The organism is Streptomyces niveiscabiei, from assembly GCF_033794345.1.
Classification (GTDB): Bacteria; Actinomycetota; Actinomycetes; order Streptomycetales; family Streptomycetaceae; genus Streptomyces; species Streptomyces niveiscabiei.
In genome coordinates, this window is sequence record NZ_JARAYJ010000045.1 from 1 (window position 1) to 23,346 (window position 23,346).

At 74.8% G+C, this 23,346-nt stretch carries 19 protein-coding genes; 6 read left to right on the forward strand and 13 right to left on the reverse strand.

The features are described 5' to 3' along the window. The first annotated feature begins 145 nt into the window (after window positions 1–145). Complete coding sequence (locus PV682_RS38035; protein WP_319736632.1) at window positions 146–1,840, forward strand: SulP family inorganic anion transporter; 1,695 nt, start codon at window positions 146–148, stop codon at window positions 1,838–1,840. On the opposite strand, the gene pflA is transcribed toward PV682_RS38035, so the two are convergent. After that, window positions 1,834–2,568, reverse strand: a complete 735-nt coding sequence (gene pflA, locus PV682_RS38040) for a pyruvate formate-lyase-activating protein (protein WP_319736637.1) — start codon at window positions 2,566–2,568, stop codon at window positions 1,834–1,836. The two genes, PV682_RS38035 and pflA, sit on opposite strands and share 7 nt — an antisense overlap. After that, complete coding sequence (gene pflB / locus PV682_RS38045; protein ID WP_319736639.1) at window positions 2,565–4,817, reverse strand: formate C-acetyltransferase; 2,253 nt, start codon at window positions 4,815–4,817, stop codon at window positions 2,565–2,567. Before pflB ends, pflA begins: the two co-directional genes overlap by 4 nt. On the opposite strand from pflB, the gene PV682_RS38050 reads away from it, so the two are divergent. Beyond that, window positions 4,744–6,012 carry a DUF2397 family protein gene (locus PV682_RS38050; protein WP_319736641.1) on the forward strand — a complete coding sequence of 423 codons (1,269 nt, stop codon included), beginning with the start codon at window positions 4,744–4,746 and terminating at the stop codon, window positions 6,010–6,012. The genes pflB and PV682_RS38050 overlap by 74 nt on opposite strands. Before the next feature lie 234 nt (window positions 6,013–6,246). Here PV682_RS38050 and hypE read toward each other — a convergent pair whose 3' ends face one another. From hypE to PV682_RS38100, 10 genes are all read right to left on the reverse strand, one after another. Next, window positions 6,247–7,281 (reverse strand): hydrogenase expression/formation protein HypE, encoded by a 1,035-nt coding sequence (gene hypE / locus PV682_RS38055; RefSeq protein WP_319736642.1) that lies wholly within the window; start codon window positions 7,279–7,281, stop codon window positions 6,247–6,249. Continuing rightward, window positions 7,278–8,375: a hydrogenase formation protein HypD gene (gene hypD, locus PV682_RS38060; protein ID WP_319736645.1), complete on the reverse strand. Its 1,098-nt coding sequence runs from the start codon at window positions 8,373–8,375 to the stop codon at window positions 7,278–7,280. Before hypD ends, hypE begins: the two co-directional genes overlap by 4 nt. After that, a complete protein-coding gene (locus PV682_RS38065; protein WP_319736646.1) occupies window positions 8,372–9,715 on the reverse strand; it encodes a Ni/Fe hydrogenase subunit alpha in 1,344 nt (447 codons plus the stop codon). Before PV682_RS38065 ends, hypD begins: the two co-directional genes overlap by 4 nt. Continuing rightward, complete coding sequence (locus tag PV682_RS38070) at window positions 9,712–10,485, reverse strand: NADH-quinone oxidoreductase subunit B family protein (protein ID WP_319736648.1); 774 nt, start codon at window positions 10,483–10,485, stop codon at window positions 9,712–9,714. Before PV682_RS38070 ends, PV682_RS38065 begins: the two co-directional genes overlap by 4 nt. A 1-nt stretch (window position 10,486) precedes the next feature. Then, a complete protein-coding gene (locus PV682_RS38075) occupies window positions 10,487–11,293 on the reverse strand; it encodes an FAD/NAD(P)-binding protein (protein WP_319736649.1) in 807 nt (268 codons plus the stop codon). Further along, the gene (locus PV682_RS38080) at window positions 11,290–11,754 is read right to left on the reverse strand and encodes a Crp/Fnr family transcriptional regulator (protein WP_319736651.1); all 465 of its coding nucleotides are present in this window, start codon (window positions 11,752–11,754) and stop codon (window positions 11,290–11,292) included. Before PV682_RS38080 ends, PV682_RS38075 begins: the two co-directional genes overlap by 4 nt. Continuing rightward, on the reverse strand, window positions 11,751–12,890 hold the full coding sequence (locus tag PV682_RS38085; protein WP_319736654.1) for a 4Fe-4S dicluster domain-containing protein: 1,140 nt from the start codon (window positions 12,888–12,890) through the stop codon (window positions 11,751–11,753). Before PV682_RS38085 ends, PV682_RS38080 begins: the two co-directional genes overlap by 4 nt. A 106-nt stretch (window positions 12,891–12,996) precedes the next feature. After that, window positions 12,997–13,278: a HypC/HybG/HupF family hydrogenase formation chaperone gene (locus tag PV682_RS38090; protein WP_112477497.1), complete on the reverse strand. Its 282-nt coding sequence runs from the start codon at window positions 13,276–13,278 to the stop codon at window positions 12,997–12,999. A 7-nt stretch (window positions 13,279–13,285) separates the two neighbouring features. Then, the gene (gene hypF / locus PV682_RS38095) at window positions 13,286–15,565 is read right to left on the reverse strand and encodes a carbamoyltransferase HypF (protein WP_319736658.1); all 2,280 of its coding nucleotides are present in this window, start codon (window positions 15,563–15,565) and stop codon (window positions 13,286–13,288) included. Next, entirely contained in the window at window positions 15,562–16,068 is a 507-nt protein-coding gene (locus PV682_RS38100) for a hydrogenase maturation protease (RefSeq protein WP_319736660.1), read from the reverse strand. Before PV682_RS38100 ends, hypF begins: the two co-directional genes overlap by 4 nt. Before the next feature lie 491 nt (window positions 16,069–16,559). Between PV682_RS38100 and PV682_RS38105 the strand changes: the two genes are divergently transcribed. From PV682_RS38105 to PV682_RS38120, 4 genes are read left to right on the forward strand one after another with little or no spacing between them, the layout of a single operon-like run. Then, window positions 16,560–18,869: a heavy metal translocating P-type ATPase gene (locus tag PV682_RS38105; protein WP_319736662.1), complete on the forward strand. Its 2,310-nt coding sequence runs from the start codon at window positions 16,560–16,562 to the stop codon at window positions 18,867–18,869. A gap of 17 nt (window positions 18,870–18,886) precedes the next feature. Beyond that, the gene (locus tag PV682_RS38110; protein WP_319736665.1) at window positions 18,887–19,837 is read left to right on the forward strand and encodes an ABC transporter ATP-binding protein; all 951 of its coding nucleotides are present in this window, start codon (window positions 18,887–18,889) and stop codon (window positions 19,835–19,837) included. A gap of 5 nt (window positions 19,838–19,842) precedes the next feature. Beyond that, window positions 19,843–21,012: an ABC transporter permease gene (locus PV682_RS38115; RefSeq protein WP_319736667.1), complete on the forward strand. Its 1,170-nt coding sequence runs from the start codon at window positions 19,843–19,845 to the stop codon at window positions 21,010–21,012. Then, window positions 21,009–22,184 (forward strand): ABC transporter permease, encoded by a 1,176-nt coding sequence (locus tag PV682_RS38120; RefSeq protein ID WP_319736669.1) that lies wholly within the window; start codon window positions 21,009–21,011, stop codon window positions 22,182–22,184. Before PV682_RS38115 ends, PV682_RS38120 begins: the two co-directional genes overlap by 4 nt. Before the next feature lie 121 nt (window positions 22,185–22,305). Here the strand turns inward: PV682_RS38120 and PV682_RS44455 are convergent, their stop codons facing one another. Then, window positions 22,306–23,340 (reverse strand): acyltransferase family protein, encoded by a 1,035-nt coding sequence (locus tag PV682_RS44455; RefSeq protein WP_407705814.1) that lies wholly within the window; start codon window positions 23,338–23,340, stop codon window positions 22,306–22,308. Window positions 23,341–23,346 lie beyond the last annotated feature (6 nt).

Consider the following 23,346-nt stretch of genomic DNA (forward strand, 5'->3'; position numbering starts at 1 on the left):
CCTTCTCTCCCGGCGTCACCACCGCCGGATGCCGAAAGTCCGCCTCCGAGGGCCGACCGGCCCTGTCCTGCGGGACCGTTCGGCGCGATGCTCGCCTCCGGCCCCACCGAGGTGGATCATGAGGAATCCCGGCGGAAGGCAGCAGATGCCGAAGGACACACGCGCACCCCGATGGCACCGGCTGGCGCCCGGTCTCGTCACGCTGCGGGGCTACCGGCGTACGTGGCTGACCGGCGACCTGCTCGCCGGGGTGACGGTGGCCGCGTATCTGGTGCCGCAGGTGATGGCGTACGCGGGGGTGGCGGGGCTGCCTCCGGTCGCCGGGCTGTGGGCGATCCTGCCGGCGCTCGCGCTGTACCCGGTGTTCGGTTCCTCGCGGCTGCTGTCGGTGGGCCCGGAGTCGACGACCGCGCTGATGACGGCCACCGTGGTCGCGCCGCTCGCGGCCGGTGATCCCGGCAGGTACGCGTCGCTCGCGGCGGCCCTCGCGGTGACGGTCGGCCTGCTGTGCCTGGCGGCCCGCGCGGTGCGGCTGGGCTTCCTCGCGGACCTGCTGTCGCGCCCGGTCCTCGTCGGCTATCTGACCGGCGTGGCCCTGATCATGATGGTGGACCAGCTGCCGAAGCTGACCGGCGTCCGCACGTCGGGCGAGGAGTTCCTCCCCCAGGTGTGGTCCTTCGTCCGCCACGTCCCGGACGTCCACCCGGCGACGGCGATCCTGTCCGCCGTCGCCCTGGCGCTCCTCTTCCTGGCGGCCCGCTCCCCGCGCCCCGTCCCCGGCCCGCTGCTCGCGGTCGTCCTGTCCACGGCGGCGGTCGCGGTGTTCGGCCTGGACGAGCGGTACGGCCTGAAGGTGATCGGCGAGGTCCCGTCCGGCCTGCCGAGCGTGGCCCTGCCCGGCCTGGGCGGGCTGCCGCACCTGGTCCTGCCCGCGCTGGGCGTGCTGCTGGTCGCCTACACGGACGTCGTGCTGACCGCGCGGGCGTTCAGCGACGGTCCCGGGATCGACGCCGATCAGGAGTTCCTCGCGCTGGGCGCGGCCAACCTCGGTGCGGGCGTCCTGCACGGCTTCCCGGTGTCGAGCAGTGCGAGCCGTACCGCGCTGGCGGCCTCGGCGCGCGCCCGCAGCCAGGCGTACGCGCTGGTCGCGGGCGCGGTGGTGCTGGCCGTGCTGCTGTTCCTGAGTCCGCTGCTGACCCGGATGCCGTCGGCGGTCCTGGGTGCGCTCGTCGTGTACGCGGCGACCCGGATGATCGACCTGGCGGGTTTCCGGCGCCTGGCGTCCTTCCGCCGCCGCGAACTGCTCCTGGCGCTGGGCTGTCTGGCCGGGGTGCTGGCGCTGGACATCCTGTACGGGGTGATCGTGGCCGTCGGGCTGTCGGTGGCGGAGCTGCTGAGCCGGGTGGCGCGTCCGCACGACGCGGTGGAGGGGCTGGTGCCGGGGGTGGCCGGCATGCACGACGTCGACGACTATCCGCAGGCGCGCACGGTTCCCGGGCTGCTGGTGTACCGCTACGACTCGCCCTTGTTCTTCGCGAACGCGGAGGACTTCCGGCACCGGGCGCTGGCCGCCGTCGACGAACAGACCACGCCCGTCCGCTGGTTCGTCCTCAACACGGAGGCCAACGTCGAGGTCGACATCACCGCGCTGGACGCCGTCGACGGGCTGCGCCGTGAACTCGGCCGCCGGGGCGTGGTGTTCGCGCTGGCGCGGGTCAAGCAGGATCTGCTGGCCGACCTGCGGGCGTACGGGCTGGTGGAGTCGGTCGGCGAGGAGCGGATCTTCCCGACGCTGCCGACGGCGGTGGCCGCGTACCGGGCCTGGGAGGCGCGTCAGTAGGCGGGGACCCCGTGCTCGCGGAAGCGGGCGCGGACGCTCTCGGTGAGATCCGGGGCGGGGACCGGGGTGTCGCGCAGCGGGAAGGGGATGCCGAGGGTGTCGTACTTGTGGGCGCCGAGCTTGTGGAAGGGCAGGACGTCGACGCGGTCCACGGCGCTCAGGCCGGCGACGAAGCGGGCCAGGCCGTCGACGGCGTCGGGGTCGTCGGTCCAGCCGGGGACCAGGACGTATCTGATCCACATCGGGACGCCGAGGCGGTCGAGGCGGGTCGCGAAGGTGAGGGTGGGGGCGAGGGGTGCGCCGGTCAGGCGACGGTAGGCGGTGATGTCGAAGGACTTGATGTCCAGCAGGACGAGGTCGGTGCGGGCCAGGAGGGTGTCGTCGGCGCGGGCGCCGAGGAAGCCGGACGTGTCGAGGGCGGTGTGCAGGCCGAGCGCCTTGCAGCGGCGCAGGATCTCGCCGGTGAAGGCGGACTGGAGGAGCGGTTCACCGCCGGTGAGGGTGACGCCGCCGCCCGAGGCGGTGAGGAAGGGACGGTGCTGTTCGATCCTGGCCATCACCTCGTCGACGGTCGTCTCCCGGCCGTCGCGCAGGTGCCAGGTGTCGGGGTTGGCGCAGTACAGGCAGCGCAGCGGGCAGCCGGAGACGAACAGCACGAACCGGGTCCCGGGACCGTCCACGCCGGTGGACAGGTCCCAGGAGTGGATCCGGCCGGTCGTGGCGGTCACAGCGATCCGTGGAAGGTGCGGCTGATCACGTCGAGCTGCTGCTCGCGGGTCAGGCGGACGAAGTTGACGGCGTATCCGGAGACGCGGATGGTCAGGTCCGGGTACTTCTCCGGGTGGTCCATGGCGTCCTGGAGGGTGGCGCGGTCGAGGACGTTGACGTTCATGTGGAAGCCACCGGTCGCGGTGTAGGCGTCGAGGATGCCGACGAGGTGCCCGGCGCGTTCGGCCGGATTGTGGCCCAGTCCCTCGGGGGTGACGGTCGTGGTGAGGGAGATGCCGTCGCGGGCCTGTTCGTACGGCAGTTTCGCCACCGACAGGGCGGAGGCGGCCACCCCGTGCCGGTCGCGGCCGTTCATCGGGTTGGCGCCGGGCGCGAAGGGCTGTCCGGCGCGGCGGCCGTCGGGGGTGTTGCCGGTGTGCTTGCCGTAGACGACGTTGGAGGTGATCGTCAGGACGGACTGGGTGTGCTCGGCGTTCCGGTACGTGGGGTGGCGGCGCACCTTCGCCATGAACGACTCGACGAGGCCGACGGCGATCCGGTCGGCGCGGTCGTCGTTGTTGCCGTACGCGGGGAAGTCGCCCTCGGTGCGGAAGTCGACGGCGAGGCCGGTGGCGTCCCGGAACACCTTCACCCGGGCGTACTTGACGGCCGAGAGGCTGTCCGCGGCGACCGACAGGCCGGCGATGCCGCACGCCATGAAGCGGTGCACGGGGTGGTTGTGCAGGGCCATCTCCAGGCGTTCGTAGGCGTACTTGTCGTGCATGTAGTGGATGACGTTCAGGGTGTTGACGTAGGTCTGCGCCAGCCAGTCGAGGACCTTGTCGTACGCCGCCGACAGTTCCCCGTACTCCAGGTACTCCCCCGTCAGCGCGGGTGTTGGGGGTGCGATCTGGTCGCCGGTCATCTCGTCCCGGCCGCCGTTGACGGCGTACAGGAGGGCCTTGGCGAGGTTGACGCGGGCGCCGAAGAACTGCATCTGGCGGCCGACCGCCATCGCGGAGACGCAGCAGGCGATCGCGGTGTCGTCGCCGGTGTGCGGGCGGGTCAGGTCGTCGGACTCGTACTGGACGGCGCTGGTGTCGATGGAGACCCGCGCGCTGAACTCCTTGAACCCTGCGGGCAGTCGGGGCGACCAGAGCACGGTGAGGTTGGGTTCCGGGGCGGGGCCGAGGTTGTACAGGGTCTGGAGGAAGCGGAAGGAGGTACGGGTGACCAGCGTGCGGCCGTCGGCGCCCATGCCGCCGATCGACTCCGTCACCCAGGTCGGGTCGCCGGAGAAGAGGGCGTCGTACTCGGGGGTGCGCAGGAAGCGGACGATGCGGAGTTTGATGACGAAGTCGTCGATGAGTTCCTGGGCGCGGGTCTCGTCGAGGACGCCGTCCGCGAGGTCGCGCTGGAGGTAGACGTCGAGGAAGGTGGAGGTGCGGCCCAGCGACATCGCGGCGCCGTTCTGTTCCTTCACCGCCGCGAGGTAGCCGAGGTAGAGCCACTGGACGGCCTCGTGCGCGGTGGCGGCGGGGCGGGAGACGTCGCAGCCGTAGGAGGCGGCCATCGTGGTGAGTTCGCCCAGTGCCCTGATCTGCTCGGCGAGTTCCTCGCGGTCGCGGATGACGTCGGGGCTGGAGGGGCGGGCGTCCAGCAGGGCCCGCTCCGCCTTCTTCGCCTCGGTCAGCCGGTCCGTGCCGTACAGGGCGACGCGCCGGTAGTCGCCGATGATCCGCCCGCGTCCGTAGGCGTCGGGCAGGCCGGTGATGACACCGGCCCGGCGGGCGGCGCGCATCTCGGGGGTGTACGCGTCGAACACGCCGTCGTTGTGGGTCTTGCGGTACGTCCCGAAGACCTTCGTGACGAACGGGTCGGGCTCGTAGCCGTACGCGCGCAGGCCGTTCTCGACCATGCGCAGGCCGCCGTTGGGCATGATCGCCCGCTTGAGGGGGGCGTCCGTCTGGAGGCCCACGATCAGCTCGCGGTCGCGGTCGATCCAGCCGGGGGCGTGGGAGGTGATCGTCGAGGGGGTGGCGGTGTCGACGTCGAGGACGCCGCGGGCACGCTCCTCCGGGAACAGGGCGCTGACCTTGTCCCACACGGTCCGGGTGCGGTCGGTGGGGCCGGCCAGGAAGGACGCGTCGCCCTCGTAGGGGGTGTAGTTGGCCTGGATGAAGTCACGGACGTCGATGCGTTCGCGCCAGCCGCTCCCCGCGAAGTCCCGCCATGCCGTCCGGTCCGCTGCCGCCGTGGTCACGGTCATCGCCGTTCCTCTCCTCGTGTCTCGTCTCCTGTATCTCGATGCTCGCCGTTCGCGATCACCGGGGGGAGTGCCGGACAGGGCTCGTAGAGGGGCCGTTCGGCCCTGGGGCGACCGGGGGCCGACGGCCGTGTCGCGCGATGACCGAACGAACGGATGCCACCTTGAGCGAGGCACTGGCCTCGCCCATCTCACCGCCCCCGACGCAGCCCTCCACCGCCGGGTGATGCGCGTGTTCCACGCGGCCAAGAAGCGCTTCGCGGTGCACCTGCGGCCCGAGGACGTGCACGCGGCGCTGGAGCCGGAACACCGTCCCGCCGACCAGGACACGTCCCGGGCGACGGCGGTCGGCGACTTCTGCCGCAAGCGCTTCATCTACCAGCCCACCCGGGCCGGCGAGGCCACCGAGCAGGCGTTGTCCGTGTACGACGAGGCGCTGGGGCGGCGCGGCGCACTCCAGGCGGTGGCCCTGCACGACATCGTCACGCGGCTCAGGGCCCTGCTGGTACTCACCGGTGAACCGAACCCGGCCGAGGCGCACCTGGCCCTGTCCGCGCTCACCGGCCTCGTCCCGCGTCTCGCCAGCTGGGCCGATCGGTTGCGCGGTGACGGCCTCGTACGCCGCCTGGCCCGCACCCCGTCCACCGCGAAGACCCTCCTCACCGGCGCCGCGGCAGCCCTGCGGGCACTGCCCGCCGACCCCGCCGTGTCCCTGGCCGCCTTCGCCGCCGGCACACTCGGTGACGCCCACGCCCTCGACGACGGGACCCCGCTCGCCACACTCGTCCTGTCCGGCGTCCGCGCCCTGACCGGCTTCCCGGACGGCACCGGAGCCGAGTGGCGCCGTGAGGCGTGGGCATCGGCCGGCCTGCTGCGCGACGCCCTCTCCTCAACGGTCCTGACCGTGGGCCTGCGCGGCACACCCGCCCTCGACTGGCTGACCGACACGGGCGAACCAGCCGTCCTGACCCTGCGCCAGCTCACCCGCACCCCGCCGAGGACAGCGCCCGCAATCGTCCACGTCTGCGAGAACCCGGCCGTCCTCGCCACCGCCGCCGACACCCTGGCCCCGCCCCTGACCGGCACCCCCACCACCGCCCCCTGGGACCCCGCCTTGGCCCCGGCCCTCACCGAACTCGGCCTGCGCATCGACGAGGAGACCGTCCTGGACGTCCTGCTGGCCGACCTCACGCCCTGAAACCGCGGGCCGCCGGGTGTGCGGCGGCTACGAGGTGGAGCGCGCCCCGAGGACCGAGGAGGCGCATCGCCTCGGTCTGTCGAGGCCGGGCCGGGGGCGCTCAAAGCATCCGCCCCGCTCGCTGATCCGCCGGGTCCCTCCGACGGGGACCGGCCGAGTCGTCCGGCTCAGGCGCTGGTGCGGTCGGCGCGCTCCAGGCGTGGCTGCGCCGGAGCCCCCGCCGGCAGACCCGCGTCAGCAGATCCGCGGCAGTTGTTCCCCGAGCGGCATCTCGACGATGCGGCGGGCGCCGACCAGGGTCCGCAGGGTGACCCGGCCTGCGGGGCCGGTCGGCAGGACCTCGCCGATGCGGGCGGCGCCCGCGCCCTCCGGCAGGGAGCGCAGGGCGGTCAGCGCCGGCTCGGCCGCGTCGGGGGCGACGAAGGCGACCAGGCAGCCCTCGTTGGCGACGACGAGGGGATCGAGGCCGAGGAGGTCGCAGGCGGAGGCGACCGGCTCGGGGACGGGGACGGTGTGTTCGTCGATCTCGACGGCGATCGAGGAGTCGCGGGCGATCTCGTTGAGGGCGGCGGCGAGCCCGCCCCGGGTGGGGTCGCGCAGGGTGTGGACCGCGGGGCCCAGCGGGGCCAGGGCGGCGACCAGCCGGTGCAGGGGCCGGGTGTCGGAGGCGATGTCGCTCTCGAAGCCGAGCCCTTCGCGGGTGCTGAGGACGGTCGTGCCGTGCAGCCCGATCGGCCCGGAGAGCAGGACCGCGTCACCGGGGCGGGCCAGGGCGGCGGAGGGGTCCAGTGCGCGGATGCGCTGTCCGACGCCGGTGGTGGTGACGAACAGCTTGTCGGCGGCGCCCCGGCCGACGACCTTGGTGTCCCCGGTGACGACGGGGACACCGGCCTCGCGGGCCGCCTTGCCCAGCGACCGCATGACGGCCCGCAGGTCGGCCAGCGGCAGCCCTTCCTCGACGATGAGGGAGACCGCCAGCGCGAGGGGCCGCGCGCCGCGCATGGCGAGGTCGTTGACGGTGCCGTGGACGGCGAGGGAGCCGATGTCCCCGCCGGGGAAGAACAGCGGGCTGACGACGAAGCCGTCCGTGCTGATCACCAGGTCGCGGTGGCCGGGCAGCAGGGCGGCGTCCTCCAGGGGGCCGATCCCGCCGCCGGTCGCGGGGAGGATCACCTCGTCGAGGAGTTCGGCGGTGAGGCGTCCCCCGGCGCCGTGGCCGAGGAGCACGACCTCGTTCTCGCGCAGGGGTGCCGGGCACTCGATGGTCATGGGGCGCTCCTTGCGCGTCCGGCCGCGTGGTAGGCGGCGCAGGTGCCCTCGGACGACACCATGGGGGCGCCGAGGGGGTGGCGGGGCGTGCAGCGGGTGCCGTAGGCGGGGCAGTCCGTGGGGACGCGGGCGCCGGTGAGGATGGCGCCCGCGATGCAGGCCGGGTCCTCGACGGGGTGCAGGTCGCCCACGTCGAAGCGGATCACCGCGTCGAACCGGGCGTACGGGGCGGCGAGTCCGAGTCCGCTGTCGGGCAGCGCGCCCAGCCCCCGCCAGGCTCGGTCGGTGACCTGGAAGACGGTGCGGACGGCGTCCTGGGCGGCGGTGTTGCCGGTACGGCGCACGGCGCGCGCGTACTGGTTGGTCACCTCGTGCCGGCCGGTCTCCAGCTGTTCCACGGCCATCAGGACCCCCTCCAGGAGGTCGAGCGGTTCGAAGCCGGTGACGACGATGGGCACCCGGTAGCGGGCGGCGATGGGTTCGTAGGCGCGCCAGCCGGTCACCGCGCACACATGTCCGGCGGCGAGGAACGCCTGGACCTCGCAGTCGGGGTCGTCGAGCAGTGTGGTCATCGCCGGGGGCACCAGCACGTGGCTGACCAGCATCGAGAAGTTGGTGAGGCCCAGGCGCGCCGCGTGCAGGACGGCCGTGGCGGCGGCGGGTGCCGTCGTCTCGAAGCCGACGGCGAGGAACACCACCTGCCGGTCGGGGTGGCGGGCGGCGAGGCGGACGGCGTCCATGGGGGCGTACACGACGCGGACGTCGGCGCCGCGGGCGCGCAGGGACAGCAGGTCGGTGGTGGTGCCGGGGACGCGCAGCATGTCGCCGAAGCTGGTGAAGGTGACGCCGGGGCGGGCGGCGATCGCCATGGCCCGGTCGAGGGTCTCCAGCGGGGTGACGCAGACCGGGCAGCCGGGGCCGTGGATCATCCGCATGCCGGCGGGCAGGAGTTCGTCGATGCCCTGGCGGACCAGGGTGTGGGTCTGGCCGCCGCACACCTCCATGATCCGCCAGGGGCGGGTGGCAGTGGCCCGCAGCGCGTCCAGCAGGCGGCGGGCGAGGACGGGGTCGCGGTACTCGTCGAGGTATTTCACCGGTCCCCCGTGGTGTGCACGATCCTCAGGTCGAGGAAGTGGGTGGAGCAGGAGATGCACGGGTCGTGGTTGCGGATCGCCCGCTCGCACAGGTCCGTCAGCTCCTCGTCGCCGAGGTTCTGTTCGCTCACGGCCCGCTGGGCGAGGCGGCGCAGGTCGGCCTCGATGGCGCCCTGGTTCTGCGCGGTCGGCGGGACCATGACGGCGTCGGTGACGATGCCGCGGGCGTCGAGTGCGTAGCGGTGGTAGAGGAGGCCGCGCGGGGCCTCGGTGGCGCCGTGTCCGACGCCGGCGACGGGCGGGACCTCGGTGTACGGGCGGGCGGGGGGCTCGTACGCGGTGATGATCCTGAGGGCTTCCTCCAGCGCGTACACGACCTCCACGGCCCGCACCAGGATCGAGCGGTACGGGTTGCGGCACACGGCGCCCTCGTGGGGGTCCCCGAGTCCGGCCTCGACGGCGGCCTGCCGGGCCAGCGGGGACAGGCGGCGGCCCCCCACCGCGAACCGGGCGAGGGAGCCGGTGAGGTGGGTGCGGCCGTCGAGCCGGGAGTGCAGGGCGGTGGAGTGCGCCACGTGCGTCTCGCGGACGCGCTGGGTGAAGTCCCGCAGCGGGAAGGAGCCGGTGGTGCCGTCGGCGCGCAGGACGGTCGGGGTGCCGCCCTCGATCGCGTAGGTGTCCGGGGCGGCCAGGGCGAGGAGGTCGGCGTCGGTGCGGGCGTCGGGGAAGTCGAATCCGGCCGTCCAGCGCACGGTCTCCCAGGCGTCGTCGAGGGCGCGCCTCAGCTCCGGTTCCAGGGCGCGCAGTTCTCCGCGCGAGGGGGTCCGGTGGAATCCGCCGAGGCGGACGTTCACCGGGTGGATCGCGCGTCCGCCGAGGAGTTCCAGCAGGGAGTTCCCGGCCTTCTTCAGTCTGAGGCCGCGCTCCACGTCGGCGCGGTGGGTGCGGGCCAGTTCGATCGCGCCGCTGCGGCCGAGGAAGTCGGGGGCGTGCAGCAGGTAGATGTGCAGGGTCTGGCTCTCGATCCACTCGCCGCAGTACAGGAGTCTGCGCAGGGCGCGGATCGCCGGGTCGACGCGCACCCCGCAGGCGTCCTCGATCGCCGCGCAGGCGCTCATCTGATAGGCCACCGGGCAGATCCCGCAGACCCGGGCGGTGATGTCGGGCGGCTCGGTGTAGGAGCGGCCGCGCAGGAACGCCTCGAAGTAGCGGGGCGGTTCGTAGATCTCCAGGCGCGCCTCGGTGACCGCGCCGTCGTGGACGCGCAGGCTCAGCGCGCCCTCGCCCTCGACCCGGGAGAGGGCGCCGACGTGCAGGACGCGGGAACCTTGGTGTGTCACGGGTTCGACTCCTTGTCGAGAGCGGCGAAGGCGGCGGCGTTGAAGGTGTGCAGGAAGCGTGAGACGGCGTCCTCGTCGAGGCCGTCGCGGCGCAGCAGCGGGATCAGGGCGGGCAGGTTCACCGACCCGGACGGCCCGAAGCAGCCGAAGCAGCCGCGCCGGTAGGCGGGGCACAGGGCGCCGCAGCCGGCCTGGGTGACGGGGCCGAGGCAGGGGGTGCCGTCGGCGACGGTGACGCAGACCGTGCCGCGCCGCTTGCACTCGAAGCACACGCTGTGCCCGGGGATGTCGGGTGTGCGGCCGGCGAGGTAGGCGGTGATCACTTCGAGGAGCTGGCGCCGGTCGACGGGGCAGCCGCGCAGTTCGAAGTCGACGTCCACGTGGGCCGAGACCGGGGTGGAGGTGGCCAGGGTGGAGATGTACTCGGGGTGGGCGTAGACCACGCGCCGGTAGGCGTCGACGTCGGCGAAGTTCCTGAGGGCCTGGATGCCCCCGGCGGTCGCGCACGCCCCGATCGTGACGAGGCGGCGGGACGCGGCGCGGATGGCGCGGACGCGTTCGGCGTCCTCGGGGGTGGTGACGGAGCCCTCGACGAGCGTCAGGTCGTAGGGGCCCGGCTCGACCGCGCTGGTCGCCTCCAGGAAGTGGGCGATGCGTACCTCGCCGGCGAGGCCCAGGAGTTCGTCCTCGCAGTCCAGCAGGGTGAGCTGGCAGCCGTCGCAGGAGGCCAGTTTGAAGACGGCGAGCGTGGGGGTGTCGCGTGGGCTCATCTCACAGTTCCCTTACCGACAGCAGGGGTTCGGCCCGGTCCCAGCCGACGACCGGGCCGTCCCGGCACACCAGGAGGGGGCCGAGCTGGCAGTGGCCGCAGTGGCCGGTCGCACAGCGCATGTTGCGTTCCAGGGAGACGCGGACGCGCTGCGGGGGCACGCCGAGGTGGACGAGGTCGCGGGCGGTGGCGCGGATCATCGGCTCGGGTCCGCAGACGAACGCCCAGGTGCGGGCGGGGTCGAAGGGGGCCCGGTCCAGGAGGCGGGTCACCACTCCGACGTCCCCTTCCCAGTGCGGGCCGGGCCGGTCGACGGTCACCCCGGTGTACGCGGTGCGCCACTTCTCCAGGTCGTCGCGGGCGATCAGGTCGGCGGGGGTGCGGGCTCCGGCGAGGACGCTGATCCGGCCGTAGCGGCCGGGTTCGGCGAGCGCTTCGAGGACCAGGGGGCGCAGCGGGGCCAGGCCGATGCCGCCGGCCACGACGAGGACGTCCCGGCCGCGCGCCCGCTCCGGCTCCCAGCCGGTGCCGTAGGGGCCGTGCGCGCCGAGGACGTCCCCGACGCGGGCCTCGCACAGCCCGGTGGAGACCGCGCCGACGGCGCGCACGGTGTGCGCGAGGCCGCCGGTGGACTGGACGGAGCTGACCGACAGGGGGATCTCGCCGCGGCCGAAGCAGTGCACCATCGCGAACTGGCCGGGCGTGAACGCGGCGAGCGCCTCGCCGACTGGTTCGATGCGCAGGGTGACCGTGTCCGCGGTCTCGACGCGCCGGTCGGTCACCACGTGCGGTACGGGCAGTCCGCTCACGGAGCGCCTCCCGTTCCGGTGGTGCCGTACAGGTCGACGAGGCGGGTGCGGGCGGCTGCGAGGCGCCCGGACAGCACCTGGCCGACCCACTGGCCGACCGCCCGCCCGAAGTCGGCGTCCTGGTCGCACATCCGGCGCACGGCGACGGCGTCGAAGGCGTACGCGCGCACCGGGGCGGTGGCGGTGGCGCCGAGCTGCCAGACGTACGGCTCGAAGAGCCAGGAGCAGCCGACCAGGTCCCCGGCGCCGAGGGTCTCGACGACGGCGGCACGGCGGCCGGGGATGTGCACGTCCAGGGCGACGGTGCCTTCGCGCAGGACCCAGAAGCGGTCCGCGTACTCGCCCTCGTCGAAGAGCCTGGTACCGGGGCGCAGGTCGGCCGCGCCGGCGGTCCGCAGGAGCCGCTCGCGGTGCTCGTTGCCCAGCGCCCTCGTCATGCGCAGTCTGCTCGCGACGGTCATCGGGGAGTCTCCGTCCCGCGTTCGGCGTCCAGGGCGGCGACCTCTTCGGTGAGGTCGATGCCGACCGGGCACCAGGCGATGCACCGGCCGCAGCCGACGCAGCCGGAGCTGTCGAACTGGTCGTGCCAGGTGGAGAGTTTGTGGGTGAGCCACTGCCGGTAGCGGGAGCGGCCCGAGGCGCGGACCGGCCCGTCGTGCAGGTGGGAGAAGTCCAGGTCGAAGCAGGAGTCCCAGCGCTGCCAGCGCTCGGTGTGGTCGCCGGTGAGGTCGGTGACCTCCTCGGTGGTGACGCAGAAGCAGGTGGGGCAGACCATGGTGCAGTTGCCGCAGGTCAGGCAGCGTTCGGCGACGTCGTCCCAGCGCTCGGCCTCCGGGCTCCCGCCGAGCAGGGCGCGTACGTCGACCGGGGGCAGCGCGCGGCCCATCCGGTCGCGGGCCGCGTCCACGGCGCCCCGGGCGGCGCTCTCGGTGGCGGCATCGGCCCGCCGGTGCGGTACGGCGTCCAGCAGCCGGGCGCCCTCCTCGCTGCCGGCGCGGGCCAGGAAGCGGTGTCCGTCGTCGTCCACGACCTCGGTGAGTGCCAGGTCGTAGCCGGGGTCGGCCGCGGGGCCGCCGCCGGTGGAGACGCAGAAGCAGGTCGCGCCGGGTTCGGTGCATTCGGCGGCGATGAGCAGGGCGCGCCGCCTGCGCCGGGCGTACCCGGTGTCCTGGTACCGGCCGCCGGTCAGGACCCGGTCCTGGATGGCGATGGCCCGCAGGTCGCAGGGGCGTACGCCGAGGAACGCGTAGGCGGGGGGTTCGGGGTCGGCGGGGGTGAAGGCGACGTCGCCCTCGGGGGTGCGGTCGGCGCTCCACAGGCGTTCGCGTGCCGGGTGCAGCCAGGACTTCCAGGACTGGGGTCCGGCGCTGTGCGCGAAGGCGGCGCGGTCGGTGCGGGGCACGAGGCGGTAGCGGCCGGCGTCGAGTTCGACGCCCTGGCCGTAGGGGAGTTCGGCCGCGGAGGTGAGTTCGGCGAGCACGATCGCGCCGTCGCGCACGGTCGGTCCGACGACGGTGCGGCCCTGGGTCACCAGGGTCGCGACGAGCACCTCCAGCCCGTCCTCGTCGATCACGGCCGGGGGCACGGTGACGGTCATGACGGTCCACACCTTTCGTCGTCGGGTTTCGTCGTCGGGGTGGTGCCGTGCTCCTGCACCACCAGCCTCCGGCCCCGCCGGGGCCGGGGGCAGGGGCCGACCGGCCCTACGGGGCGGGCCTGCCGGACCTGGGGGGCAGTTCCTCGCCGAGTTCGCCCTCGACCGCGCCCGCCATGGCGCGCAGCACGTCGAGCGTGCGGTGCGCCTCGGCCTCGTCGACGAGGGTGATCGCGAAGCCGACGTGCACGACGACATAGCTGCCGACGTCCGCCTCGGGGACGCAGCTCAGGCACGCCTCGCGCCGCACGCCGCCGAAGTCGACGGTGGCCATGCGCAGTCCGGCGTCGTCGTGGATCTCCAGGACGCGTCCCGGGATGCCCAGACACATGGGTTCCTCATCTCCCGTCGGTGAGCCGGGCGGCGGCGACCGCGGCCTGGCCGTAGCTGATGCCGCCGTCCCCGACCGGGACCTGGGAGCCGACCAGGACCCGCAGGCCCTGGGCGTGCAGGCGGCGCCGGACGCCGGTCAGCAGCAGCCGGTTGGCGAAGCAGCCGCCGCCCAGGCACACGGTGCGCGGCGCGCCCTCGGCGACGGCGCGGGCGACGAGGTCGGCGGTGGCGGCGGCCAGCGCCAGGTGGAAGGCGGCGGCCAGCCGGTCCACCGGTTCCCCGTCCAGGCGGCGCCGGAGGAGGTCGGTGAGGGTGGTGGTGGAGTCGTAGACCCACAGTCCGCCGGCGCGTACCACGCGGTGGGCGAGCGGCGCCGCGTGCGTGTCGCCGGCCGCCGTCTCCAGCAGGGCGGCGGCCTCGCCCTCGTAGGTGACGTGGTCGGCGAGGCCGAGGAGGCAGGCCGCGGCGTCGAAGAGGCGTCCGGCGCTGGAGGCGCGCGGGCAGTTGACGTCCCGGGCGACCATGGCGCGCACGGCGGCGTGCTCCCTCGGGTCGAGCCGCGCGGTGAAGGGGACGGTGAGCCGGTCGGGCGGGAGCGGCGAGCCGAGTGCCTCGGCGCCGAGGAGGTGACCGAGGGCGGTGCGGGCCGGGTGGCGTACGGCGGCGTCGCCGCCGGGCAGCGGGGCGGTCGCGAAGCGGCCCACGCGGCGGTAGCCGTGCAGGTCGGCGACGAGGATCTCGCCGCCCCACAGGGTGCCGTCGTCGCCCAGGCCCAGACCGTCGTAGGCGACGCCGAGGAAGGGGCCGCGCACCTCGTGCTCGGCGGCGCAGGCGGCGACGTGGGCGTGGTGGTGCTGGACGGCCGTGCGGGGCAGGGGCTGGCGCAGCGCCCACTGGGTGGACAGGTAGCCGGGGTGCGGGTCGTGGGCGAGGAGGCGGGGCTGGATGCCGGTGAGCCGGCGCAGCCGGTCGTAGGCGGACAGGAAGGCGTCGTAGGTGGCGGGGCCGGAGAGGTCGCCGGTGTGCGGGCCGAGGTGGGCGCGGCCGGCGGCGGCGAGGGTGACCGTGTGTTTCAGGTGGGCGCCGAGGCCCGCCACCGGCTGCCGGGCGGCGCTCGGCAGGGGCGCGGGGGCGAGGCCCCGGGCGCGGCGCAGGGTGACGCGGACGCGGCCCGCGAACTGGATGACGGAGTCGTCGTGGCGGGCGCGGATGGGGCGGTCGTGGGTGAGGAAGCCGTCCGAGATCCCTTCCAGGGTGGCCCTGGCGGTGGCGTCGTCGATGGCGATGGGGTCGTCGCCGAGGTTGCCGCTGGTGACGACGAGGGGGCGGTCGAGGTCGTCGAGGAGGAGGTGGTGCAGGCCCGTGGTGGGCAGGAACAGGCCGATGCGGGCCAGTCCGGGGTGTATGCCGGGGGCCAGGGACGGCGCGCCGTGCAGGTGGCGGCGGGCGAGCAGGACGACGGGGCGTTCCGGGGAGGTGAGGGCGTCGCGTTCGCTCCGGGAGACGCGGGCCAGCCGGGAGGCGGCGTGGAGGTCGCGCACCATGACGGCGAACGGTTTCGCCGGCCGGTGTTTGCGGCGGCGCAGTGCGGCGACGGCGCGCGGGTCGCCCGGGTCGCACACGAGCTGGTAGCCGCCGAGTCCTTTGAGGGCGACGATCCCGCCGTCGGCGACGGTCTTGACGGCCGCGTCCAGGGCGGCCTCGCCGCGCAGGGCGTCCCAGGCCAGACAGGGGCCGCAGGCGGGGCAGGCTACGGGTTCGGCGTGGAAGCGGCGGTCGGCGGGGTCCGCGTACTCGGCGGCGCAGTCCGGGCACATCGGGAAGCGGCGCATGGTGGTGCGGACCCGGTCGTAGGGCAGGTCCTCGATGATCGTGGCGCGCGGTCCGCAGTCCGCGCAGTTGACGAACGGGTAGCGGTGGCGGCGGTCGGCGGGGTCGCGCAGGTCGCGCAGGCAGGCGGCGCAGATCGCGGCGTCGGGCGGGATCTCGCGGCTGCCGGTGCCTCGGGCGGTGGTGCTGGGGCGGACCTCGAAGCCGGGGGGCGGGCTCGCGGTGCTGTCGGCCAGCCGTATCCGGCGGATCCGGGCGAGGGGTGGTGCGTCGCCGCGCAGGCGGGCGGCGAAGGAGCGGACGGCGTCCTCCGGTCCGGCGACCTCGCCCTCGACGTGGCCGTCGACGTTCGCGACCCAGCCGTCCAGGCCGAGTTCGGCGGCGGTGCGGTGGACGAAGGGGCGGAAGCCGACGCCCTGGACGGTGCCCTCGACGTGGAAGCGGCGTACGGTCATGGCCGCCGCCCGGTCGCGCGGGCGAGGTCGTTCTCGACGGATCGGGCGACCGCCGGGACGGCGGCGGCGACGGCGGGCGACAGGCCCTCGCCGAAGGAGCCGTCGGCGCCCTCGACCGCGTACACGATCAGGTGCTCGGGCAGGCGGTCCAGGATCCGGGCGAGTTCGACGGCCTCGCCGAGGCCCAGTCCGTGGGAGCTGGTGGCCGACGGCGGTGCCAGGCGGCCCCGGTCGAGGGCCAGGCGGTGCACGCGGCCGGGGGTGCCGGGGTGGGCGTGGGCGGCGTCCACGACGACGGCCAGGGCGGCGCCGTCCCACAGGCCGATCAGCCGGCCGGGGTCTCCGTCGCAGGTGGCGAGCGTGGTGCCCGGGGGAAGGGGCCGCTCCCTCCCCCGCTCCCCCGCACGTTCGCGCAGTCGGGCGATCACGGCCCAGCCCACGCCGTCGTCGTGGCGGAACTCGTTGCCGACGCCGATGACGGCGACGTGCCGGCTCTGTGTCATGGCTCCCACGGTGGGCGGCGACACGGGCCCTCTCCAGGGGCCGTTCGGCCCTCGACGGCCGGCCGAGGGTCCCGGGGGCGGGCCGGCCGGGGCGAGCCGAGGCGGGCTGAGAGGAACTGGCCAGAGCGGGTCGGTACCGGGGGGGCGACGCCAGGGGGTCGGTGCCGGAAGGAGCCGGTCGAGGTGAGCCGAGCCCTCCCGACAGTCTCGGGCGAGTCCCGCCACCGATGCGCCCGAGGCCGGGGGCCGCCGTGTGCGGGGCGCCGGTTCTCTCCGCACCCCGGTTCCCTCGACCGCGCTCCGGTTTCGTTCCGGCCCGGGGCCGGACGGCCCTCGGGAGCGCACCGGTCGGCCCTCGCCCGGGGGCCGGGGCGCGAACAGGCTGGAGGCGGGAGGGCGTTCGCGCGGCAGGCACCCCGGACGGGCGACGGCCTGTGCCCGGAGGCCGCCGCGCGGGTCCGGTCGCCCTCGTCGCCCGAGCGAGGTCTCTCATGCAGCACCGCACGCAGGCCCGGCGGCTCCGGCTGCCGGGCGCCGAACCCGCCCTCCTCGTCGTGACCACCGCCGCGCTGTCGGCCGGCGGCGCGGCCTGGCTGTCCGGTGCCCGCGGCCCGGCCGACCTCTGCTGGGCGCTGGGCACGGCCGTCGCCGTCGTCCCGGCGGTCGGCTGGGTGCTGGGCACTCTGCGCCGGGGGCGGGCGGGGGTGGACGTGATCGCGGTGCTGGCCCTCGCCGGCACGCTGGCCGTGGGCGAGTACCTGGCCGGTGCGCTGGTCGCGGTGATGCTCGCCTCCGGGCGCACCCTGGAGTCGGCGGCGCAGCGCCGGGCCTCCCGTGACCTGCGGGCCCTGCTGGAGCGCGCGCCTCGTACCGCGCGGCGCCGTACCGGCTCCGAGGTGCGGGTCGTGCCGTCCGCCGATCTCGTGGCCGGCGACCTGGTCGTGGTGGGGCCCGGCGAGGTCGTTCCCGTGGACGGCCGGGTGAGCGGTGCGGCGGCGGTGCTGGACGAGTCGGCGCTCACCGGCGAGGCGGCGACGGTCCGCCGCCCGCCCGGCGACGCCGTGCGCAGCGGTGTGCTCAACGCGGGCGACGCGTTCGAGGTGCGGGCCACGGCGGCCGAGCGGGACAGCACGTACGCGGGGATCGTCCGGCTGGCCCGGGAGGCGGGGGCCGAGGCGGCGCCCGTGGTGCGGCTGGCCGACCGGTACGCGGCCTGGTTCCTGCCGTTGTCGGTGGGCGCCGCCGCGCTGGCCTGGGCGGTGACCGGTTCCGCGGTGCGCGCGGTGGCGGTGCTGGTGGTGGCGACGCCCTGTCCGCTGCTGCTGGCGGCGCCGGTGGCGGTCGTCTCCGGGCTGTCGCGGGCCTCGCGGCTGGGTGTGGTGGTGCGCGACGGCGGGGCACTGGAGACGCTCGGGCGGGCGCGGACTCTGCTGCTGGACAAGACGGGCACCCTCACCCGGGGCCGGCCCGAGGTCCTGGACGTGGTCGCCGCGCCGGGGTGCGGTCCGGCCGAGGTGCTGCGGCTGGCGGCCTCCCTCGACCAGTTCTCGCCGCACGTGCTGGCCCGCGCGATCGTGGACGCGGCCCGGCGGCGGGGCCTGCGGCTGTCCGTGCCCGAGGACATGTCGGAGCTGCCCGGACGCGGCGCCGCCGGGACCGTGGCCGGACGCCGCACGGCCGTCGGCCGCCTCGCCCCGTCGGCGCGGTGGCCCGGCTGGGCGCGCACGGCGGCCAACCGGGCCGTCCTCGACGGGGCCGCCGTCGCCTGGCTCAGCGTCGACGGCGAACCCGTCGGCGCCGTCCTGCTCCGTGACCCGCTGCGCACCGACGCGGCGCGCACCGTGCGCCGGCTGCGTACGGCGGGCGTGACCCGGATCGCGCTCCTCACCGGTGACCGGGCCGAGGCCGCCGCGGAGGTCGGCGCCGTGCTCGGTCTGGACGAGGTGCGAGCCGGGCTCGACCCGGCCGGCAAGGTCGCCGCGGTGCGCGCGGAGCGCGAACGGGCGGTCACGGTCATGGTGGGCGACGGGGTCAACGACGCTCCCGCGCTCGCCGCAGCCGACGTCGGGGTGGCGATGGGGGCGCGGGGTTCCACGGCGTCCTCGGAGGCCGCCGACGTGGTGCTGACCACGGACCGGGTGGACCGTCTGGCCGACACGGTCGGCGTCGCCGTGCGGTCGCGGCGCATCGCCGTGCAGAGCGCGCTCGGCGGGATGGCGCTGTCGCTGGCCGCGATGGCGGCGGCCGGCCTCGGGCTGCTCCCGCCGGCCGCCGGGGCCCTCCTCCAGGAGGGCATCGATGTCGTGGTGATCCTCAACGCGCTGCGCGCGCTGGGCGGCGGCCGGGCCGCGCACCCGGCGCTGCGCCCCTCCACCCAGGCGCTGGTCCGGCGCTTCGCCGCCGAGCACGACGGCCTCCAGGACGTGCTGGAGGCCGTGCGGTCGGCCGCGGACCTCCTGTGCGACGACCCCGGACCGGCGTCGTACGCCGCACTGGTCCGCACCCACCGGCTGCTCACCGAGCGGCTGCTGCCGCACGAGTACGCCGAGGAGCACCAGCTCTACCCGGCGCTCGCCCCCGCGCTCGGCGGGCCCGAGTCGACCGCCACGATGAGCCGCGCCCACGCCGAGATCGAACGCCTCACCGGACGGCTCGCCACCCACCTCGCGCTCGCCGCGCCGGGCGGTGCCCCGGTGCCGGAGCAACTCGACGACCTGCGGGCCTGCCTGTACGGGCTGTACACGGTGCTGCGCCTGCACTTCACGCAAGAAGAAGAGAGCTACTTCGCCCTCTCTCCCTGAGGCCCTGAGGTGATGCCATGGACGTCCCCGCGCTCGACTGCTCCGGCCTCGTCCGGCGCTTCGGCAGGCGCACCGCCGTCGACGACGTCAGTCTGTCTGTCGCTCCCGGTGAGACGTACGGGCTGCTCGGCCCGAACGGTGCCGGGAAGACCACCACGATCCGCATGGTGTGCGGGCTGCTGCGCCCCGACGCCGGGACCGTGCGGGTGGCGGGCCGGCCGATGAGCACGGCCGCGGGTCCGGCGAAGCGGCTCGTGGGCTTCGTCCCCCAGGACGTGGCCCTGTATCCGGATCTCAGTGTCCGGGAGAACCTGCGTTTCTTCGGCCGCCTGTACCGGATGCCGCGGCGTGACCGGGAGCGGCGCGTCGACGAGGTCCTCGACCTGGTCGAACTGCGCGAACGGGCCGGTGACCGCGTCGACTCGCTCTCCGGCGGCATGCGCAGGCGGCTGAACATCGGCGCCGGGCTGGTGCATTCGCCGTCCTTGCTGGTCCTGGACGAGCCCACGGTCGGTGTCGACCCGCAGAGCCGGCACGCGATCATGGAGAGCGTCACCCGGTTCGGGCAGCAGGGCATGGCCGTCCTCTATACGACGCATTACATGGAGGAGGCCGAGCGGCTCTGCGACCGTGTGGGCATCATCGACCAGGGCCGGCTCGTCGCACAGGGCAGCCCGCGCGAACTGGTGTCCCTGGTGGCCGAGCGCGACCGGGTGCGGCTGACCGCCGTCGGGGACCTGACGGAGTACGTGCGGGCGTGCCGGGGGCTCGCGCGCGTCGAGGGCGCGGCCCGCACCGGCACGAGCGGCGAGGTGGTGGAACTGGTCGTCGAGGACGCCCGCAGTCTGCTGCCGGAGCTGATCGGGCTGGCCCGGGAGCACGGCGCCGACATCCGGGGCGTGGAGATCGACGAACCCGATCTGGAGGCGGTCTTCCTCCATCTGACCGGCACCGCCCTGAGGGAGTGAGCGCCATGCGTGTCGTGCTCGTGATCGTGGCCAAGGACCTGCGCCAGCGGCTGCGCGACCGGTCGGCCTGGGTGATCGTGTTCCTGGCGCCGGTGCTGATCTCCGGGCTGATGGCCCTGGCCTTCGAACACAACGCGGACTTCCGCGCCGACATCGGCGTGGTGGACCTGGACCGGGGTCCGGCCGCCGCCGGGCTCGTCCGGGCGTTCAGGAGTCCGCAGCTCGCGGAGACGGTCAGGGTGCGGCCGTACGGCGGCGCGGACGCGGCGCGGCGGGCGGTGGACGCGGGGCGGGTGCAGGTGGCGATCGTGCTGCCGGCGGGGTTCTCCGCGTCGCTGCGTGGGGGCGGCGCGCCCTCGGTCACGGTGTTCGACAGCGTCGACTTCGGTCTCCAGGCGCAGCTCGCGCGGGCGGTCACCGAGTCCTACCTGGCGCAGGTCGACGCCGACCGGCTGTCCGTGGCGACGGCGGTGGCGGCGGGCGTACCCGACCGGGACGCCTCCCGGCTGGCCGCCGAGGCGGGGCGGCTGCGGCTGCCGGAGCGGGTGGCGGCGCGGGGACTGTCCGACGATCCGCTGAAGGTCATCAGCTACTTCGGGCCGAGCATGGGCATGTTCTTCGTGCTGTTCACGGTCGGGTTCGGGGCGCGCGGCTACTTCGTCGAACGTGAGCAGGGCACCCTGGACCGGATCGCGGCGGCCCCTGTGGGGCGCGGTGTGCTGCTGCTCGGCAAGTCGCTGTCGACGTTCGTGTACAGCCTGGCGGGGCTGGTGACCGTGGCGGTCGTGTCCTGGCTGGCCTTCGGCGCGCGCTGGGCCGACCCGTTCGGGGTGGTGGCGCTCGGGGTGGCGATGGCGGTGGCGGTCGTGTGCCTGACCGCGTTCGTGATCGCGCTGGCCGGCACCGAGCAGCAGGCCGAGGGGCTCGCCTCGATCACGGTGTTCGCGCTCGCCCTGCTCGGCGGGAACTTCGTCTTCGCCGCGAGCAGTACACCGACGATCCGCCGTCTCGCGCTGTTCACGCCCAACGGGTGGGCGCTGCGCGGGTTCACCGACCTGGGCACCGGGGTGCGCGGCTGGGCGGCGGTCGGGGCTCCGCTGCTCGGCATCGCGGCGTTCTCGGCGGCCGTGGTGGCGGTGACGGCGGTGCTGCTGCGGCTGAGGGGGACTCGATGACCGTGTTCGCCGTGGCCTGGGCCACCGTGCTGCGCAGTCTGCGCGACCGCACGGCGCTGTTCTTCATGGTGCTGCTCCCGGTGGCGATCATCGTCGTGCTCGGGGTCACGATCCGCGGGTTCGACGAGTTCCGGGTGGGGCTGGTCCCGGCGCCCCGGCCCGGCCCTCTGTCCCAGGAACTGGTCACGGACCTCGACGCGGCGCGAGGGCTGCGTCTTCGGACGTACGCGGACGAGGGGGACGCCCGTACGGCGCTGCGGCGGGCCGAACTGGACGCGGTGGTGCTGGTGCCGGCCTCGCTGGACGCGGATGTGGGAGCCGGGCGCCCGGTCACGGTCACCGTCCTGGTGGAGCCCTCCGGCAGCGCCGGGCAGTCGGCCGTCTCCACGGTGTCGGCTGTCGTCGCCGATCACGCGGCGCGGCTCCAGGCGGCACGGTTCGCGACCGAGCAGGCCGGCGGGACCTTCGACGGGAACCTCTCCCTGGCCCGCGGTGCCGCGGCGGACGCCGTGCCCGTCGCCGTACGCACCCGGACCGTCGACGGGCAGAGCGACTACCTTCCGCTCGGCTACAGCTACAGCACCCCCACCATGCTGGTGCTGTTCGTGTTCATCAACGCCCTCGGGGGCGGCGCGGCCATCGTCCGCACCCGGGGGACGGGGGTGTACGCCCGCGCCCTCGCGGCCCCCGTGCCGGCCCGGGTCCTCGTGCTCGGCGAGACGGTCGCCTATCTGCTGCTGGCGCTGGTCCAGTCGGCGGTGATCGTGGGGATCGGCGCGGTGGCCTTCGGCGTCGACTGGGGCGATCCGCTCGCCGCCTTGGTCCTCGTGCTCGTGTGGGCGGCGGTCGGCGCGGGGGCGGGAGTGCTGGCCGGGGCGCTCTCACGGACTCCGGAACAGGTGCACGCGGTGGGCCCGACGGCCGGCATCGTCCTGGGCATGCTCGGCGGCTGCATGTGGCCGCTGACCCTCGTCCCCGACTGGCTGAGCACCGCCGGCCACGCGGTGCCGCACGCCTGGGTGGTGGACGCGTGGACGACGCTCCTGTCGCGCGACGGCGACCTGCGGGCGATCCTCCCCGACCTGGCCGTCCTCGCCGCGTTCGCGACGGCCCTCCTCACCCTCGCCGCCATGGCCCTGCGCCGCCGGCTGATGTCCGCGCCGGGGAGGTGAACGGGCTCGCACACGCCGCCCGCGCGCCCGTGGCCGAACCGGCGAACGGATTGGGCACCGTCGCGCGGTGGCTCGGCGTCGCTCCCGCTGGGAGGCGTCTCAGGGCCGGTGTGTTCCTCGTTCACGGACGTTCCGGCGCGGGGCCCGGCCGCGGCCACAGGCGGACCGGGCGTCGGGCCGCCGTGTCCTCGGCCCAACCCGCCAGCAGGACGGCCGCGCCGATGAGCGGCCAGGCGACGAGATACAGGAACCAGTCGGCGCCCAGCGGCAGCGCCGTCTCCAGGGCGCGCACCCGCCACATCCGGTCGATGAGGAGCACGCCGAGCACCAGGGCCACCTCGTGCCACAGGTAGACCGTGACCGCGCGGGCGTTGAGAAGGACGACCGTCGCGTGCACCGGGCGCAGGCGGGTCACCCAGCGGTCGCCGCGCGGGCGCAGGCGCAGCAGCAGGAGGACGAACCCGAAGGACCACAGAGCCTGGGCGACCGGGATCCCGCCGAGGTCGTACCCCTCGTCGGTGGGGTGGGTGACGGCGTACCAGCCTCCTGCCGCCATTGCGAGGGCCGCCGTGCCCGCCACCCGGGGCACGGGCAGCCGGTCGGTCAGCCCGTCGCGGTGGGCGAAGCCGAGCAGCCAGCAGGCGCCGAAGACGACGAGGTCGGTCACCGGGTCGGTGAGGGGTCCGGGCAGGGGTACCGCTCCGCTCCCGAGCACGGCGGCCAACACGAGGAAGCCGGTCACGCTCGTCCACGGCGCCTTGCGGAACACCGGCAGCAGCAGGGGGGAGAGCAGGACGAACAGCAGGTAGGCGCGCAGGTACCAGAGGGGGGCGGCGACCTGGAGCGCCCAGTCGCTGCCGTCGGTCGGCGGGTCGCCCAGCGGCACGATCCACCACAGGAGCCCGGCCCAGCCCGTGGCCCCGTCGTCCTTGCCCGGCCTCCAGCCCCGCCACACCATCACGCCGACCACGCACAGCGCGAAGGCCCACAGGGGTGGCAGCAGCCGCCGGACGCGGGCCCGCAGCACCGCCGTGACGGTGCGGTCGTGCCGGTCCAGGGAACGTGCCATCAGCGAGCCCGCGAGAGCGAACATCACGCCCATGGCGGGGAAGACCAGGGTGAGCCAGGCCCAGTCGAAGGTGTGGTAGGTGACCACCCGGAT

What these genes read in the sequence shown, in the direction of transcription:
- PV682_RS38035 (WP_319736632.1), top strand. Translation starts at nt 146, where the DNA reads ATGCCGAAGGACACACGCGCACCCCGATGGCACCGGCTGGCGCCCGGT.
- PV682_RS38050 (WP_319736641.1), top strand. Translation starts at nt 4,744, where the DNA reads ATGCGTTCGCGCCAGCCGCTCCCCGCGAAGTCCCGCCATGCCGTCCGG.
- pflB (WP_319736639.1), bottom strand. Translation starts at nt 4,817, where the DNA reads ATGACCGTGACCACGGCGGCAGCGGACCGGACGGCATGGCGGGACTTC.
- hypE (WP_319736642.1), bottom strand. Translation starts at nt 7,281, where the DNA reads ATGACCATCGAGTGCCCGGCACCCCTGCGCGAGAACGAGGTCGTGCTC.
- PV682_RS38070 (WP_319736648.1), bottom strand. Translation starts at nt 10,485, where the DNA reads ATGAGCCCACGCGACACCCCCACGCTCGCCGTCTTCAAACTGGCCTCC.
- PV682_RS38080 (WP_319736651.1), bottom strand. Translation starts at nt 11,754, where the DNA reads ATGACCGTCGCGAGCAGACTGCGCATGACGAGGGCGCTGGGCAACGAG.
- PV682_RS38085 (WP_319736654.1), bottom strand. Translation starts at nt 12,890, where the DNA reads ATGACCGTCACCGTGCCCCCGGCCGTGATCGACGAGGACGGGCTGGAG.
- PV682_RS38090 (WP_112477497.1), bottom strand. Translation starts at nt 13,278, where the DNA reads ATGTGTCTGGGCATCCCGGGACGCGTCCTGGAGATCCACGACGACGCC.
- hypF (WP_319736658.1), bottom strand. Translation starts at nt 15,565, where the DNA reads ATGACCGTACGCCGCTTCCACGTCGAGGGCACCGTCCAGGGCGTCGGC.
- PV682_RS38100 (WP_319736660.1), bottom strand. Translation starts at nt 16,068, where the DNA reads ATGACACAGAGCCGGCACGTCGCCGTCATCGGCGTCGGCAACGAGTTC.
- PV682_RS38105 (WP_319736662.1), top strand. Translation starts at nt 16,560, where the DNA reads ATGCAGCACCGCACGCAGGCCCGGCGGCTCCGGCTGCCGGGCGCCGAA.
- PV682_RS38110 (WP_319736665.1), top strand. Translation starts at nt 18,887, where the DNA reads ATGGACGTCCCCGCGCTCGACTGCTCCGGCCTCGTCCGGCGCTTCGGC.
- PV682_RS38115 (WP_319736667.1), top strand. Translation starts at nt 19,843, where the DNA reads ATGCGTGTCGTGCTCGTGATCGTGGCCAAGGACCTGCGCCAGCGGCTG.
- PV682_RS38120 (WP_319736669.1), top strand. Translation starts at nt 21,009, where the DNA reads ATGACCGTGTTCGCCGTGGCCTGGGCCACCGTGCTGCGCAGTCTGCGC.